Below are 15,096 nucleotides of genomic sequence, written 5' to 3' on the forward strand. Positions count from 1 at the left end.
GTCCTCGTGTATGCGGGGTGGTCATGATGCTCTCAGCCCTGCGCCTGGAAGTGCCGGACATCCTGGAAGACAACGGCGACGCAGCGAGCAACCTGGCGGCAGGACTGGCGCAAGCCCGGCGACTGCCCTTGCACGAAGGCCTGCAGCACTGCCTGGGCGTCCTCTTCCGGCTCAACCGTTGCGCCCTGACCTTACTGGAAAGGCAGCGCGCGCTGCAAAGCCTCGCCGAAGAATATCGCCACTACACCCGGCTGATCCGCGCCGAGAAGGCGCCCCCGGCGCTCTTCGTGCACCTGTGCGGCGAACTGGCCGCCGGCTTCAAGCGCCTGCTGCTGCAGATACTCAACGGCCACAAGCCCTCGCGCCCGCACCTGGCCTGGTGCCTGTACATGGCCGAGCACTTCCTCGCCCAGGCCCTGCTGCGCCACTACCAGCAATACCAGCAGCCGCCGGGCTCGCTGTGGCGCGACAGCCACCTGCTGTACTGGATAGGCGAGTACCAGCAGTGCCTCGACGAGCCCATCGCCGCCGCCTTCGAGCCCACCCCGGCCGGCACCCTGCGGGGCCTGTACCAGCAGTCCCTGCTGCTGGCGCTGAGCAACCCCTTCCACCTCACCGAAGGCGAGGCGCCACACCTGTTCAGCGCCCTCGCCCCGCTGGCCGGCCTGGCCCGGCTGCAGGACTGGGACGACGAGGAGGAGGAACAGGACGGCTACCTGGTGGACCTGGGCGACGATCGCCCCTGCCTGGGCTTCGACCAGAAGCCCGCGGCACCGGCCGAACAACTGCGCCGCCTGGAACTGGGCGCGCTGCTGATCGCCCTGCACGACCCGGCGCCCCTGCGCCCGGCGGCAGAGAACCAGTTGCTGGAGCGGGTCCGGCCCCACTGGCTGGGCCACCAGCCGCGCCGCCATACCCGCGCCGAGAAGCAGGCGAACTGCCAGGTGGTGATCGGCCTGACGGCGATCCAGGCCCACTTGCTGGCCGGCGCCGCCAGCAGCTGCGAGGCGCAGATGGCCGACTGCAGCCCCGGCGGGGCCCGCATCGTCTGCCAGGGCAGCCAGGCGCAGCGCCTGCCGGTCGGGCAACTGCTGCTGATCCTCGACCAGCCGGGCTCGCCGATCCTGGCGATGGTGCGCTGGCGCCACCTCAACGGCGACGGCCTGCACCTGGGCCTGCGCTTCCTCAAGGGCCTGCCACGGCCGGCATGGCTGCGCCGCACGCCTGACGCACAACGTCACCCGGCGGTCCTGCAGAGCACCCCCGAACCGGGCAACGGCTGGTACCACGGCATCTGGCTGCCCCAGGGGCAATTCGTCGAGGGCGAGAACCTCTGGCTGCAACTGGCCAGCTTCGACAACCAGACCATCCTCCCGCTGCCCACGGCCAACCTGAGCACGCCGCTGGTCAGCCGGCACCCGCTGCGGCTGGCTTGATGTCGTCAATTGAGACCCAGGTCACAGCCGGGATCGGCAACATGCACGTTTTGCCGGCTTGACGCTTCCTATAATGCCGAGGCTTGCGGAAATTTACTTTCCGCATGTCCTACACGCCCTGTCGAAGAACATGCTGGCGCCATGTACGCCGGCCGATGCCCATTCATGGAATAGACCGATGCAGCCCACGGATCAGATCGTCAGCCGGGTGCCCGAACACATCGTGGCCAATGCCAGGCCCCTCGGCATGGGGAACGGCGGCCGGGCCTGCGACTACAACATCGCCGCCTGGCTGCAGGTGCCGGGCATGGCCCAGCTGCCGGTGACGCTGCTGGCCTGCTACGGCGACGGCGAGCGGCAGCACGAGGTGGTGATCGACCACGGCACCCTCAACGCCAGCGGACGCATACTGCTGTCCGGCATCGCGCGGCTGTCGTTCAGGTACAGGATCGACAACCTGCAGATCAGGCTGCGTTCGGCGGTGGGACTTTCGCGCCTGACGGTGGAAGAACTCTTCATCCAGGCGGTGGAACAGATCGCCAGCGACCAGCGGATCAACGCCGGCCAGCTGTCGTAACGCTCAGCCCAGCTGGCGGGCGGGCTCGCCGACGGGCTCGGCGTTGCCGGCAGCCTGCTCCTCGAGCGCGGCATGGACGCTGGGCAGCAGGGATTCCGGCCAACTGCTGAACTGCAGACCGGTGATTCTATTCAGCCGCTCCAGGGCGCTCTGCGGGTCGCGCTGGTGCAGGTGTACGACTTTGTTCAGGTCTTTGTTCATGAAGATGCGGGCCTTCTCGGAACTTCTGGGGAACACCACTGTCCTGAACCGGCTATAGCCAGAAGCGTGCCAAACTTTCGAGGCCCGCGATTCCACGCATTTCCATCCCCGCCCCGCCGCTGCCGGCATTGCGTTTCGCCGCAAACTGACCTTTTACGTCACCTGGAATGTGACGGACTCAACCATTCCGCGAGGCTGCCGCCGAACAGCGCCTCGCGCTCGGCCTGGTAGCGCTGCAGGGCCTCGCGCAACGGCGGGTACCAGTCCTCCGGCAGGCTGTCCGGCAGCGTCTCCAGGCAGGGCAGCGGCCAGGGGCAGCGGTTGAGCAGGCGATGCAGGCTGTAGCTGCCCAGGTCGCGGCACAGCACCCAGGCGTCGTCGCTGCCGCCCGAGCGGCAGACCATCTGCTCGCGTTCGAGGAAGGCCAGCAGTTCCTCCCATTCGTCCTCCGGCAGCATCCAGCCAGCCCGGTGCAGGTGCGCCAGGCGCGTCGCCTCGCCGTGGCGCTGGCGCTCGTAGAACACCCGCAGCACACCCAGCAGCACCAGCAGCCGCGGCAACGCCCTGCGCCGCCACAGGCGCGTCGAGGACAGGTTGCAGACCAGCTCGGCGCCGAACAGCACGATCAGCCAGGACAGGTAGATCCACAGCAGGAACAGCGGCACCGTGGCGAAGGCGCCATAGATCAGCTTGTAGCCGGGAAACAGGCCGACGTAGAGGCCGAACAGCGACTTGGCCGCCTCGAACAGGAAGGCCGTCAGGGCGCCGCCGGCCAGGGCGTGCAGCGGCGGCACGCGGGCGTTGGGCACCGCGGCGTAGATCAGGGTGAAGGCCGCCACGCTGAACAGCAGCGGCATGAACTTCAGCAGCATGCCGGCGCCGGGCAGCGCATGGGGCCCGGACAGCAACGACAGCGAAGTGACGTAGGTGGACACCGCGAAGCCGGCGCCCAGCAACAGCGGCCCCAGGCTGAGGATCGCCCAGTACAGCAGGAAGCGCGTCACCCCGCGGCGCGGCTTGCGCACCCGCCAGATCTCGTTGAACACGCGCTCGATGGTCACCAGCATGCTGAACGCGGTGACCGCCAGGAAGGCCACCCCCAGCCAGGTCAGGTGGCGCGCCTGGACGATGAAGGCGCGCAGGTAGGTCTCCACTGCCTCGCCGGTGGACGGCACGAAGTTGTGGAAAATGAACAGCTGGATGCGCTCGCCCATGCCTTCGAAGGCGGGAATGGCCGAGACGATGGCGAAGGTCACGGTCATCATCGGCACCACGGCGAACAGCGTGGTGTAGGTCAGCGCGGCGGCGTGGCTGCTGACACGGTCGGCGCGGAAACGCTGGAGGAGATAACGCCAGAACTCGATCAGGTTCTGCAGGCGCGGGTGCATGCTGTGTCCTTAAGTCGCGGGGCCGCCGGCCCGGCCGAACGCCGATGGTTCAGCCAACCCTCGGGAGGCGGTTAGAATAGCCGCCACTTTAACGGCCCAGCGAGCCCATGGATATGAGCCAACTGACACTTTTCCACAACCCGCGCTGCTCCAAGTCCCGTGGCGCCCTCGAACTGCTCGAGGCGCGCGGCCTGGCCCCGACCATCGTGCGCTACCTGGAGACGCCGCCCAGCGCTGCCGAACTCCAGGCGCTGCTCGGCAAGCTGGGCATGGGCGCGCGCCAGTTGCTGCGCACCGGCGAAGAGGAATACAAGGCCCTGGGCCTGGACGACCCGCAGCTCAGCGACGCCCAGCTGATCGAGGCCATGGCCGCCCATCCGAAGCTGATCGAACGGCCCATCCTGGTGGCCGGCGACAAGGCGGTGATCGGCCGGCCGCCGGAGAAGGTGCTGGAGATCCTGCCTTGAGCGCGCCCTACATCCTGGTGCTCTACTACAGCCGCCACGGCGCCACCGCCGAGATGGCCCGGCAGATCGCCCGGGGCATCGAACAGGGCGGCCTGGAGGCGCGCCTGCGCACGGTGCCGGCGGTGTCCACCGAGTGCGAGGCGGTGGCCCCGGACCTGCCCGAGGAAGGCGCGCTCTACGCCACCCTGGACGACCTCAAGGACTGCGCCGGCCTGGCCATGGGCAGCCCGACGCGCTTCGGCAACATGGCTGCGCCGCTGAAGTACTTCCTCGACGGCACCAGCAGCCTGTGGCTGACCGGCGCCCTGGTGGGCAAGCCGGCGGCGGTGTTCACCTCCACCGCCAGCCTCCACGGCGGCCAGGAGACCACCCAGCTGTCCATGCTGCTGCCGCTGCTGCACCACGGCATGCTGGTCACCGGCATCCCCTATAGCGAACCGGCCCTGCTGGAGACCCGCGGCGGCGGCACGCCCTATGGCGCCAGCCACTTCGCCGGCGCCGACGGCAAGCGCGCCCTGGACGAACACGAGATCACCCTGTGCCGCGCGCTGGGCAAGCGCCTGGCCGAGGTCGCCGGCAAACTGGAGCGCTGAATGGCCCGCAAGAAGAAACCCCTGCCCTCCCTCGAACACCTGCGCCCGCGCCTGGCCGCGAGCCGCGCGGTGAGCCTGGGCAGCCTGCTGGCCCTGGTCCTGCTGATCCTCACCTGGGGCCTGCTGTTCACCGACGCCCACGGCGCCCCGGACTGGGTGCCGAAGGTGTGGACCGCGCTCAAGCTGCTGCCGCTGCTGATCATCGCCCCCGGCATGCTGCTCGGCAGCGCCCGCGGCCACGCCTGGGCCTGCTACGTGGTGAACCTGTACTTCATCACCGGGGTGCTCAACACCTTCGAACCGGGCCAGCGCATCTACGGCTGGGCCGAGGTGCTGCTCAGCGTCAGCCTGTTCTGCGCGGCGCTGCTCTACACCCGCTGGCGCTTCCAGTACGAGCGCAAGCTGGCGGGGGAGGATTAGACCCTGTAGGAGCGCGCCCTGCGCGCGATTCGCGGGCAGGGCCCGCTCCTACAGGTGGGTTCGGAGGCGGACCCATCGTAGGAGCGAGCTTGCTCGCGAACAGATTCCGCTGCGGGGCCCATTCGCGAGCAAGCTCGCTCCTACGAGAAAAGCACCTCGGCGCAACGTCGTAGGGCGAAGAGCGTACGGCTCCCGGTGACTTGCAGCTTATGGCTTGCAGCTTGCAGCTCCCCCGAAGGGGCCTACCAACCCAGGGTTTCCTTGAGGAAGGGAATGGTCAGCTTGCGCTGCGCCTGCAGCGAGGCCTTGTCCAGCTCGTCCAGCAGGTCGAAGAGGAATTCCATGCTGCGTGCGCCACGGGTGAGGATGAAGCGCCCGACTTCGTCGGTCAGGTGCAGGCCGCGGCGCGAGGCGCGCAGTTGCAGGGCGCGGAGTTTTTCCTCGTCGGTCAGCGGGTGCAGCTGGAAGATCAGCGAGAGGGTCAGCCGCGACTTCAGGTCCGGCAGCTTGACCGGCAGCTCGCGCGGCGGCATCGAGGCCGCCAGCAGCAGGCGGCGGCCGGCGTCGCGCAGGCGGTTGAACAGGTGGAACAGCGCCTCTTCCCACTCCGGCAGGCCGGCCAGGGCCTCGATGTCGTCGAGGCAGACCAGCTCCAGCTGTTCGAGGTCGTCGAAGATCGCCGGGCCGTACTGCACCAGCTCGGCCATCGGCAGGTACACCGAGGTCTCGCCGTACTGCTCGAAGCGCAGGCAGGCCGCCTGCAGCAGGTGGCTGCGCCCCACGCCCTCGACGCCCCACAGGTAGATGAGGCTTTCCGCCCAGCCGGCGTCGCAGTCGCACAGCCGCTCGACATACCCCAGCGCCGCGGCATTGGTGCCGGGGTAGAAGTTGGCGAAGGTGGCATCGTCGCGCAGGCGGATGCCCAGGGGGAGCTGCATAGGTTGTTTCATGTGCCGGGCGGGGCTTTTCTTCGAAAACGCTTACAGTGAAGCCGTACGGATCAAAAGTGTAACCAAATCATCATTTTGGCGCATCCGAAAAGGCGCCGGAGGCGCAGCATACTGCGAATCCGGCGCCAGGCCCACCCGCGGCGTCACTACCAGCGGAAACGCATGACGTTGCCCGGCGCCGCGGGCTGCGCCGGCAGCGGCTGGCCGTTGGCGTCGAGCGCCGGCTGCTGGGCCGGCTCGACCGGGGCCTCCTGCAGGTGCGCCAGGCCCAGCTGGGCGCGCAGCTGGTCGGGGCTGGCGTTGAGGCGGTATTGCAGGTTGTCGCCCTGGGCCAGCAGCAGCTTCGCCCCCATGGGGTCAAGCAGCTTCTGCAGTTGGGCATAGCGTTCGAGGTTGGCACCCTGCACCTGCAGGGTCAGGGCGCTGGCCGCGCCCGGCGCGCCGACGAAACGCGGCGCCAGGCGCTGGCTGACCGCCAGCATCACGGCATCGGCCAGGGCGTCCGGGCTGTCGCCCTGGGCCTGGCCCTGCTCGCGGGAGTCGCCCAGCCACAGGCGCCATTGGGCCTGCCACTTGCCGCCATCCTCCTTGGCGTCGACCGCCAGCAGGCCATCGGCGGAATAGCGCTCGGAGGCGGCGAGCAGCGCGTCGGGCTGCGCGGCGGTGATGTTCTGCGCGGTGCCCACGCCCTGCTCGGAGAGGTCGGCCATCGGCAGCAGCAGCGGCAGGCCGCGGCGCTGGGCGGCGCGGTTGAGCGGCGCGGCGCCTTCCTGGCTGTCGCCCACCAGGCTGCTGCCGGCGGCGCTTTCGTTCAGCCACCAGGCCAGCAGGCTCGGGCGGTTGGCGCCCCAGACCGGCAGCCCGGCCTGGCGCAGGGCGTTGTTCACCGAGGCGGGGTCGAAGTCCACCACCAGGGCCAGCGGCGGGCCGTTCTCGTAGCCGTACTGGCTGATCAGCTGCTGCGGGTCCTTGAAGTAGCCGGCCAGCGCGCCGCTCTGGATGGCGCGGGGGTCGCCGGTCAGGCGCAGCACCAGGGTCTGCAGCGCGCGGGACAGGCCGGCGCTGCGCTCGTCCGGCTGCTGCGAGGCCACCGGCTCGTGCACCTGGTAGAGGTTGCCCGGCGCGGCGGCGAAGGACGGCAGGGCGAACAACGACAGGCAGAGGATCAACAGGCGGGCGGTAAGTCGCATGACAGGCTCTCGACGAACGGGAAAGGAAGGGAACGGCACCTGGCAAGCCCCTCCGGAAGGCCTATACCTTAAACAGCCCTCCGGTCAGCGGCAACAGCGCGAGATGGCCGCTGCCGGGCAAGCCTGATAAAATCCCGCGCCTCCCGCGAGGTCGCCGCGAATCCTTCGCGCCGCGGCCGGCAGACGAATCACTCCTATCTACAGGCCTGGATACATGAGCAGCAAGCAACCCTCGTTGAGCTACAAGGACGCCGGTGTGGACATCGACGCCGGCGAAGCCCTCGTCGAACGCATCAAAGGCGTCGCCAAGCGCACCGCGCGTCCTGAAGTCATGGGCGGCCTGGGCGGCTTCGGCGCGCTCTGCGAAATCCCGGCCGGCTACAAGCAGCCGGTGCTGGTATCCGGCACCGATGGCGTCGGCACCAAGCTGCGCCTGGCACTGAACCTGAACAAGCACGACAGCATCGGCCAGGACCTGGTCGCCATGTGCGTCAACGACCTGGTGGTCTGCGGCGCCGAGCCGCTGTTCTTCCTCGACTACTACGCCACCGGCAAGCTCAACGTCGACGTCGCCGCCACCGTGGTGACCGGCATCGGCGCCGGTTGCGAGCTGGCCGGCTGCTCCCTGGTAGGCGGCGAGACCGCCGAGATGCCCGGCATGTACGAGGGCGAGGACTACGACCTGGCCGGCTTCTGCGTCGGCGTGGTGGAGAAGACCGAGATCATCGACGGCTCGAAGGTGGTCGCCGGCGACGCCCTGATCGCCCTGCCCTCCTCAGGCCCGCACTCCAACGGCTACTCGCTGATCCGCAAGATCATCGAGGTCGCCGGCGCCGACATCGAGGCCACCCAGCTGGACGGCAAGCCCCTGGCCGACCTGCTGATGGCGCCGACGCGCATCTACGTCAAGCCGCTGCTGCAGCTGATCGAGCAGACCGGCGCGGTCAAGGCCATGGCCCACATCACCGGCGGCGGCCTGCTGGACAACATCCCGCGCGTGCTACCGGACAACGCCCAGGCGGTCATCGACGTGGCCAGTTGGCAGCGCCCGGCGGTGTTCGACTGGCTGCAGGAAAAAGGCAACGTCGACGAGCACGAGATGCACCGCGTGCTGAACTGCGGCGTGGGCATGGTCATCTGCGTCGCCCAGGACCAGGTCGAGGCCGCCCTGGCGTCCCTGCGCGCCGCCGGCGAGCAGCCCTGGGTCATCGGCCGCATCGACGCCTGCGCAGCGGACGCCGAGCGCGTGGTGCTGAACAACCTGAAAGGCCACTGATGTCCCGTCCTTGCAATGTCGTGGTGCTGATTTCCGGCTCCGGCAGCAACCTGCAAGCACTGATCGACAGCCTGGCCGACGGCGCCACGCCGGCAACCATCCGCGCGGTGATTTCCAACCGCGCGGACGCCTACGGCCTGCAGCGCGCCGCCGCCGCGGGCATCGCCACCGAGGTCCTGGACCACAAGGGCTTCGCCGACCGCGAAGCCTTCGACGCCGAGCTGATCCGCCGCATCGACGCCCACGCCCCGGACCTGGTGGTCCTGGCCGGCTTCATGCGCATCCTCAGCCCGGCCTTCGTGCGCCACTACCACGGCCGCCTGCTGAACATCCACCCTTCGCTGCTGCCCAAGTACAAGGGCCTGCACACCCACCAGCGCGCGCTGGAGGCCGGCGACGCCGAGCACGGCTGCTCGGTGCACTTCGTCACCGAGGAACTCGACGGCGGCCCTCTGGTCGTACAGGCGGCAATCCCGGTAGAGTCGCAAGACACGCCGCAGACGCTGGCCGCGCGGGTGCACGTGCAGGAGCACCTGATCTACCCGCTGGCCATGCGCTGGTTCGCCGAAGGCCGTTTGCGCCTGGGCGAGCGAGGCGCCATGCTGGATGGCCAGGCGCTGCCGGCCACCGGCTACCCGTTCCGAACCTAGGAGATTCGCGATGCGTAGAGTCCTGCTGTTCCTGATGGCCCTGCTGACGTTGCCGGCCCATGCCGCCTCGTTCCAGATCAAGCCGTTCGAGGCCAGCTACACCGCGGACTGGAAGCAGATGCCGCTGAGCGGGACCGCTTCCCGCAGCCTCAAGCAAGGCGACGGGGGCAACTGGGAACTCGACTTCCAGGCCTCCATGCTGCTCGCCAGCCTGAAGGAAAGCAGTTCCTTCAAGGTCGAGGGCGACACCTACCTGCCGCAGACCTACCACTGGGCCCGCGAGGGCCTGGGCAAGAACAAGTCCACCGACCTGCAGTTCAACTGGGCGCAGAAACAGGTCACCGGCAGCGACCGCGGCGACGCCGTGCGCCTGCCGCTGAACCGCGGCCAGCTCGACAAGTCCACCTACCAGCTGGTGCTGCAGCACGACGTCGCCGTCGGCAAGAAGAGCATGAGCTACCAGGTGATCGAGGGTACCGACACCGATACCTACGACTTCCGCGTGCTCGGCGAGGAGAAGGTCGCCACCCAGGCCGGCCAGATCGACGCCATCAAGGTCGAGCGCGTGCGCGACCCGACCAAGAGCAACCGCAAGACCGTCCTCTGGTTCGCCAAGGACTGGGACTACCTGCTCGTGCGCCTGTACCAGCAGGAGACCGACGGCAAGGAGTACCAGATCATGCTCAAGGACGGCACCGTCGACGGCAAGCAGGTCAAGGGCTCGTAAGCGCCGCCGCAACGAAAAAAGCCGGGCATCCGCCCGGCTTTTTCGTTTCTGCCCGTGTCACCACATGAGGTCGTCGGGCACCACGTAGTCCTTGTACGGATCGTCCTCGTCCGGCTCGCCGCTGGGCTCGTTGAGCAGCACCACGCGGCGCTCGTCGCGCTCCTGGATGCGCAGCGCGGCGTCGCGCGGGACTATCTCGTAGCGCCCCTCGTAGCTGACGATGGCCAGGCTGCCGCGGCTGAGCTTGTCGCGGATCAGGGCGTTCACCGCGATGCGCTTGACCTTCTTGGCGTCGACGAAATTGTAGTAGTCGTCGCCCTCCATCTTGGGCAGGCGGGTCCCCTCGATCAGTTGCTTGATCTGCGCGACGCGGGCCTTCTTCTCGGCTTTCTCCTGCTGCTGGCGGTTCAGCTCCTGGTCACGGGCCAGCTTCTCGGCCTGGGCCTGCAGCGCGGCCTGGCGCTGGCTGTCGTCCTTCTCGGCCTGGCCCTTGTGCTCCAGGCGCTGCTGCTTCTGTTTCTGCTTGCTGGCCTGCTTGGCCTGCTTTTCGTTGACCAGCCCGGCTTTCAGCAGCTGGTCACGCAATGACATGCTCATTGGCTAACGACTCTCCGACAGCCCGCGAACTTTGACGCAGGACAATTCTGACATGGCGGAAAATTCAGCGGCGACGCGCGCTGAGGGTATAATCCTCGGGCCTGTGCCGGCATTGCGCAAGTGGCCGGTCGTATTTCAGTCAAACAGGGCGGACTCGCCATCCCATGATCAAGCTCCTCGTCCTCGCAATCCTCGCCATCTTCCTCGTCGCCATCCTCTACGTGCACCTGCGCGGCAAGGTACGCCTGCCGTTCCTGCGCCAGGTGGTCAACCACTCGGCCTGGTTCGCCCCGTACAACTCGCTGATGTACCTGAACTCCAGCGTACCCTCCAGGCCGTACCTGGACCGCGAGCGCTTCCCGGAACTCGACAAGCTGCGCGACAACTGGCAGATGATCCGCGAGGAAGCCGAGCAACTGTTCGACGAGGGCTACATCCGCGACGCCCTGAACAACAACGAGGCGGGCTTCGGTTCCTTCTTCAAGAAGGGCTGGACGCGTTTCTACCTGACCTGGTACGACGGCCCCCTGCCCTCCGCGCAGCGCCTGTGCCCGAAGACCGTGGAGCTGGTCAGCAGCATCCCCAACGTCAAGGGCGCGATGTTCACCCGCCTGCCGCCGAACAGCCACCTGAACAAGCACCGCGACCCCTACGCCGGCTCCCTGCGCTACCACCTGGGCCTGGCCACGCCGAACTCGGACGCCTGCCGCATCTTCGTCGACGGCCAGCCCTACGCCTGGCGTGACGGCGAGGACGTGATGTTCGACGAAACCTTCGTGCACTGGGTGAAGAACGAGACCGACGAATCGCGCCTGATCCTCTTCTGCGACGTCGAGCGCCCGCTCAGGTCGCCGCTGCTGACGCGCATCAACCGCCGCGTCAGCGCCTTCCTCGGCCGCGCCACCGCGCCGCAGAACGTCGAGGGCGAGCGCGTCGGCGGGATCAACCAGGCCTACTCGGTGCTGATCCGCCTGGGCAACGCCGTGGGCGCCCAGGTGAAGAAGTTCAAGCGCCGCTACCCCAAGGCCTACCGCATCGGCCGGCCGATCCTGGCGGTGGTGCTGCTGGTGCTGCTGTTGCGCTGGATGTTCGGCTGAACCGTCCCGAGCCCGGCGTTCCGGCCAACGGCGGATAACCGCGAACGGTTATTCGCCCTACGTTCCAGGACAGTCCGCGTAGGGCGCATAACGCCTACGGCGTTATCCGCCGAATCGCGGACAGAGTCCGCTCCTACAGGAGGCACGGGCGTAGGAGCAACTGTCTTCTGGGCTCCCTCGTTCGCGGGAGTGACTGAATCGAAATTCGCGTCTCCCATATCGCCCCATTGTAGGAGCGGGCCCTGCCCGCGAATCGCGCGCAGGGCGCGCTCCTACAGGTGGGACAGCGGTGGCGGGGTAGGAGCAACTTTGTCCGCGATTGGACTCCCCGGTGGCACGAACAGCCCAGCTCGCTCCTACGAAAAGCAAAAAGCCCCGCACCGCGGGGCTTTTTCGTAACGCCGGCGAACCTAGCCACACCCCAGCGGGTTCTTCTCCTCGCGCTTGGCCTCGCCCCAGAGCGCATCCAGCTCTTCCAGGCTGCATTCCTCGGCCTTGCGGCCCTGGTCGCGCAGGGCGCTCTCGATGTAGCGGAAGCGCCTTTCGAACTTGCCGTTGGCCGCGCGCAGGGCGGTTTCCGGGTCGACCTTCAGGTGCCTGGCCAGGTTGACCACCACGAACAGCAAGTCGCCGACCTCCTCCGCCTGGGCTTCGGCGTCGCCGTCGGCCATGGCTTCCAGCACCTCGTCCAGCTCCTCGCGCAGCTTGTCCACCACCGGCAGCGCCTCCGGCCAGTCGAAGCCGACCTGGGCCGCGCGCTTCTGCAGCTTGGCCGCGCGGCTCAGGGCCGGCAGCGCCGCGGGCACGTCGTCCAGCAGCGACAGCTGCACCGGCTCGGCGGCCTTGGCGGCGCGTTCCTCGGCCTTGAGTTCCTCCCAGCGCTGCTTCACCGCCGCCTCTTCCAGTTTCGCCGGGTCAGGCTCGCCGTACAGGTCGCCGTCGGGGAACACGTGGGGATGGCGGCGTACCAGCTTGGCGGTGATGCCGTGGACCACCTCGTCGAAGTCGAAGCGGTTTTCCTCGCGGGCCAGCTGGGCGTAGTAGACCACCTGGAACAGCAGGTCGCCGACCTCCTCGCGCAGGTGGCCGAAGTCGCCGCGCTCGATGGCGTCGGCGACCTCGTAGGCCTCCTCGATGGTGTAGGGGACGATGCTCGCGTAGTCCTGCTTGAGGTCCCAGGGGCAGCCATGCCGCGGATCGCGCAGGCGGGCCATGAGGTGCAGCAGGTCGTCGAGCTTATACATCCTTGCCACCCGCGCGGTCGCGCCGCGCCTCGATGATGTTGGGCAGTTGCGAGATGCGCGCCAGCAGGCGGCCGAGGGACTCCAGGCCGGGGATCTCGATGGTCAGGCGCATGGTCGCGGTGTTGTCGTCCTTGTCCGAGCGGGTGTTGACCGCCAGCACGTTGATGCGCTCGTTGAGCAGCACCTGGGACACGTCGCGCAGCAGGCCGGAGCGGTCGTAGGCGCGGATGACGATGTCCACCGGGTAGGTCTGCACCGGCACCGGGCCCCAGCTCACCTGGATCATCCGCTCCGGCTCGCGGCCGGCCAGCTGCAGCACGGTGGCGCAGTCCTGGCGGTGGATGGTGACGCCGCGGCCGAGGGTGATGTAGCCGACGATGGGGTCGCCCGGCAGCGGCTGGCAGCAACCGGCCATCTGCGTCAGCAGGTTGCCCACGCCCTGGATCTGGATGTCGCCGCGCTTGCCGTGGCCGATGCGGCTGGGCTTGCGCGGGATGAGTTCGAGCTGCTCGTTGCCGCGCTCCGGCTCCACCAGCTGCTGCGCGTAGCTGACCACGTGGGCCAGGCGCAGGTCGCCGGCGCCGAGGGCAGCGAAGAGGTCCTCGCCGGTCTTGTAGTTGGCCTTCTCGGCCAGCTTCTCGAAGTCCACCGGCGGCAGCGCCAGGCGCCCCAGCTCGCGCTCGAGCATGGCCTTGCCGGCGGCGACGTTCTGATCGCGAGCCTGCAGCTTGAACCAGTGGACGATCTTCGCCCGCGCCCGCGAGGTGGTGACGTAGCCGAGGTTCTGGTTCAGCCAGTCGCGGCTCGGGCCGCTGTGCTTGCCGGTGATGATCTCCACCTGCTCGCCGGTCTGCAGGCTGTAGTTCAGCGGCACGATGCGGCCGTTGATCTTGGCGCCGCGGCAGTTGTGGCCCACCTCGGTGTGCACGCGGTAGGCGAAGTCCAGCGGCGTGGAGCCCTTGGGCAGGTCGATGGCGTGGCCGTCGGGGGTGAAGACGTACACCCGGTCGGGCTCGATGTCGACCCGCAGCTGCTCGGCCAGGCCGCCGATGTCGCCCAGTTCCTCGTGCCACTCCAGGACCTGGCGCAGCCAGGAGATCTTCTCCTCGTAGTGGTTGGAGCCGGACTTGACGTCGGTGCCCTTGTAGCGCCAGTGCGCGCACACGCCCAGCTCGGCTTCCTCGTGCATGGCGTGGGTGCGGATCTGCACTTCCAGCACCTTGCCCTCGGGGCCGATCACCGCGGTGTGCAGCGAGCGGTAGCCGTTTTCCTTGGGGTTGGCGATGTAGTCGTCGAATTCCTTGGGGATGTGCCGCCACAGGGTGTGCACGATGCCCAGCGCGGTGTAGCAGTCGCGCATCTCCGGGACCAGCACGCGCACCGCGCGCACGTCGTAGATCTGGCTGAAGTCCAGGCCCTTGCGCTGCATCTTCCGCCAGATGGAGTAGATGTGCTTGGCGCGGCCGGACAGGTCGGCCTTGATGCCGGTGGCGGCCAGGGCGTCCTTGAGCTGCTGCATCACGGTGGCGATGTACTGCTCGCGGTCCAGGCGGCGCTCGTGCAGCAGCTTGGCGATCTGCTTGTACTGGTCGGGCTCCAGGTAGCGGAAGGACAGGTCCTCCAGCTCCCACTTGATGTGGCCGATGCCCAGGCGGTGCGCCAGCGGCGCGTAGATGTCGAACACCTCGCGGGCGACGCGCATGCGCTTCTCCTCGTCGGCGTTCTTCACCGCGCGGATGGCGCAGGTGCGCTCGGCCAGCTTGATCAGCGCGACGCGCACGTCGTCGACCATGGCCACCAGCATCTTGCGCAGGTTCTCGATCTGCGCCTGGGTGCCGAGCACCATGGACTGCCGCGGGTTGAGGCTGGCGCTGATCGCCGCCATGCGCAGCACGCCCTCGATCAGCTTGGCCACCACCGGGCCGAAGCGCTGCTGCACTTCCTCCAGCTTGACCTTGCCCTCGCGCACGCCGCGGTAGATCACCGCGGCCACCAGGGATTCCTGGTCGAGCTTGAGGTCGGCGAGGATCTCGGCGATCTCGAGGCCGGTCTGGAAGCTCGAGGTGCCATCGGCCCAGGCGGCTTCCACCTGGCTGACGGCCTTGTTCTCGGCCTCGCGGGCGAACTCGCAGGCCTGAAGCAGGACCTTGCGATCCAGCACCGGGACCAGGGTCTGGACGTGGTCCAGCCAGGCCTCGAGGTTGATGCTGCCGTCGGTGTTGACCGGCTGGTGCGCTCTCACCTGTACCATCTTGTCTACCCTTCCCCACGGTGTGCCACGGC

Annotated in this window: 16 protein-coding genes; 9 read left to right on the top strand and 7 right to left on the bottom strand. The window is 68.2% G+C overall.

Annotated elements, in window-relative coordinates; translation table 11 throughout:
- The first annotated feature begins 23 nt into the window (after positions 1-23).
- Both CHC02_RS24740 and CHC02_RS24745 read left to right on the top strand, forming a co-directional pair.
- On the top strand, positions 24-1,436 hold the full coding sequence (locus CHC02_RS24740) for a PilZ domain-containing protein (RefSeq protein WP_089394050.1): 1,413 nt from the start codon (positions 24-26) through the stop codon (positions 1,434-1,436).
- Between the two features lie 178 nt (positions 1,437-1,614).
- Entirely contained in the window at positions 1,615-2,013 is a 399-nt protein-coding gene (locus CHC02_RS24745; RefSeq protein WP_089394051.1) for a hypothetical protein, read from the top strand.
- 3 nt (positions 2,014-2,016) lie between these two features.
- Here the strand turns inward: CHC02_RS24745 and CHC02_RS24750 are convergent, their stop codons facing one another.
- Both CHC02_RS24750 and CHC02_RS24755 read right to left on the bottom strand, forming a co-directional pair.
- A complete protein-coding gene (locus tag CHC02_RS24750; protein ID WP_089394085.1) occupies positions 2,017-2,214 on the bottom strand; it encodes a hypothetical protein in 198 nt (65 codons plus the stop codon).
- Positions 2,215-2,372: 158 nt separating this feature from the next.
- Complete coding sequence (locus tag CHC02_RS24755) at positions 2,373-3,602, bottom strand: YihY family inner membrane protein (protein ID WP_089394052.1); 1,230 nt, start codon at positions 3,600-3,602, stop codon at positions 2,373-2,375.
- A 113-nt stretch (positions 3,603-3,715) separates the two neighbouring features.
- On the opposite strand from CHC02_RS24755, the gene arsC reads away from it, so the two are divergent.
- Genes arsC through CHC02_RS24770 form a run of 3 tightly spaced genes read left to right on the top strand, consistent with a single transcriptional unit; the run spans position 3,716 to position 5,082 of the window.
- A complete protein-coding gene (gene arsC / locus CHC02_RS24760) occupies positions 3,716-4,069 on the top strand; it encodes an arsenate reductase (glutaredoxin) (protein ID WP_089394053.1) in 354 nt (117 codons plus the stop codon).
- On the top strand, positions 4,066-4,662 hold the full coding sequence (gene wrbA, locus CHC02_RS24765) for an NAD(P)H:quinone oxidoreductase (RefSeq protein WP_009616906.1): 597 nt from the start codon (positions 4,066-4,068) through the stop codon (positions 4,660-4,662). Before arsC ends, wrbA begins: the two co-directional genes overlap by 4 nt.
- Positions 4,663-5,082 carry a DUF2069 domain-containing protein gene (locus CHC02_RS24770; RefSeq protein WP_089394054.1) on the top strand — a complete coding sequence of 140 codons (420 nt, stop codon included), beginning with the start codon at positions 4,663-4,665 and terminating at the stop codon, positions 5,080-5,082.
- 242 nt (positions 5,083-5,324) lie between these two features.
- On the opposite strand, the gene hda is transcribed toward CHC02_RS24770, so the two are convergent.
- Both hda and CHC02_RS24780 read right to left on the bottom strand, forming a co-directional pair.
- A complete protein-coding gene (hda, locus tag CHC02_RS24775) occupies positions 5,325-6,032 on the bottom strand; it encodes a DnaA regulatory inactivator Hda (RefSeq protein WP_009616904.1) in 708 nt (235 codons plus the stop codon).
- A 146-nt stretch (positions 6,033-6,178) separates the two neighbouring features.
- Positions 6,179-7,222: a DUF2066 domain-containing protein gene (locus CHC02_RS24780; protein ID WP_089394055.1), complete on the bottom strand. Its 1,044-nt coding sequence runs from the start codon at positions 7,220-7,222 to the stop codon at positions 6,179-6,181.
- A gap of 214 nt (positions 7,223-7,436) precedes the next feature.
- Between CHC02_RS24780 and purM the strand changes: the two genes are divergently transcribed.
- The 3 genes from purM to CHC02_RS24795 are packed head-to-tail and all read left to right on the top strand — an operon-like array spanning position 7,437 to position 9,875.
- Positions 7,437-8,498 (top strand): phosphoribosylformylglycinamidine cyclo-ligase, encoded by a 1,062-nt coding sequence (purM, locus tag CHC02_RS24785; RefSeq protein WP_089394056.1) that lies wholly within the window; start codon positions 7,437-7,439, stop codon positions 8,496-8,498.
- Entirely contained in the window at positions 8,498-9,148 is a 651-nt protein-coding gene (purN, locus tag CHC02_RS24790) for a phosphoribosylglycinamide formyltransferase (RefSeq protein WP_089394057.1), read from the top strand. The genes purM and purN overlap by 1 nt, the downstream gene beginning before the upstream one ends.
- A 10-nt stretch (positions 9,149-9,158) precedes the next feature.
- A complete protein-coding gene (locus CHC02_RS24795) occupies positions 9,159-9,875 on the top strand; it encodes a DUF3108 domain-containing protein (protein ID WP_089394058.1) in 717 nt (238 codons plus the stop codon).
- Positions 9,876-9,932: 57 nt separating this feature from the next.
- Here CHC02_RS24795 and CHC02_RS24800 read toward each other — a convergent pair whose 3' ends face one another.
- On the bottom strand, positions 9,933-10,472 hold the full coding sequence (locus CHC02_RS24800) for a DUF2058 domain-containing protein (protein ID WP_089394059.1): 540 nt from the start codon (positions 10,470-10,472) through the stop codon (positions 9,933-9,935).
- A gap of 164 nt (positions 10,473-10,636) precedes the next feature.
- Here CHC02_RS24800 and CHC02_RS24805 point away from each other — a divergent pair, with 164 nt between their 5' ends.
- Complete coding sequence (locus CHC02_RS24805; protein WP_089394060.1) at positions 10,637-11,569, top strand: aspartyl/asparaginyl beta-hydroxylase domain-containing protein; 933 nt, start codon at positions 10,637-10,639, stop codon at positions 11,567-11,569.
- Positions 11,570-11,979: 410 nt separating this feature from the next.
- Here CHC02_RS24805 and mazG read toward each other — a convergent pair whose 3' ends face one another.
- On the bottom strand, positions 11,980-12,813 hold the full coding sequence (gene mazG, locus CHC02_RS24810) for a nucleoside triphosphate pyrophosphohydrolase (protein ID WP_089394061.1): 834 nt from the start codon (positions 12,811-12,813) through the stop codon (positions 11,980-11,982).
- A complete protein-coding gene (gene relA / locus CHC02_RS24815) occupies positions 12,806-15,064 on the bottom strand; it encodes a GTP diphosphokinase (protein ID WP_089394062.1) in 2,259 nt (752 codons plus the stop codon). Before relA ends, mazG begins: the two co-directional genes overlap by 8 nt.
- Positions 15,065-15,096 lie beyond the last annotated feature (32 nt).

The organism is Pseudomonas delhiensis (assembly GCF_900187975.1).
Taxonomy (GTDB): domain Bacteria; phylum Pseudomonadota; class Gammaproteobacteria; order Pseudomonadales; family Pseudomonadaceae; genus Pseudomonas; species Pseudomonas delhiensis.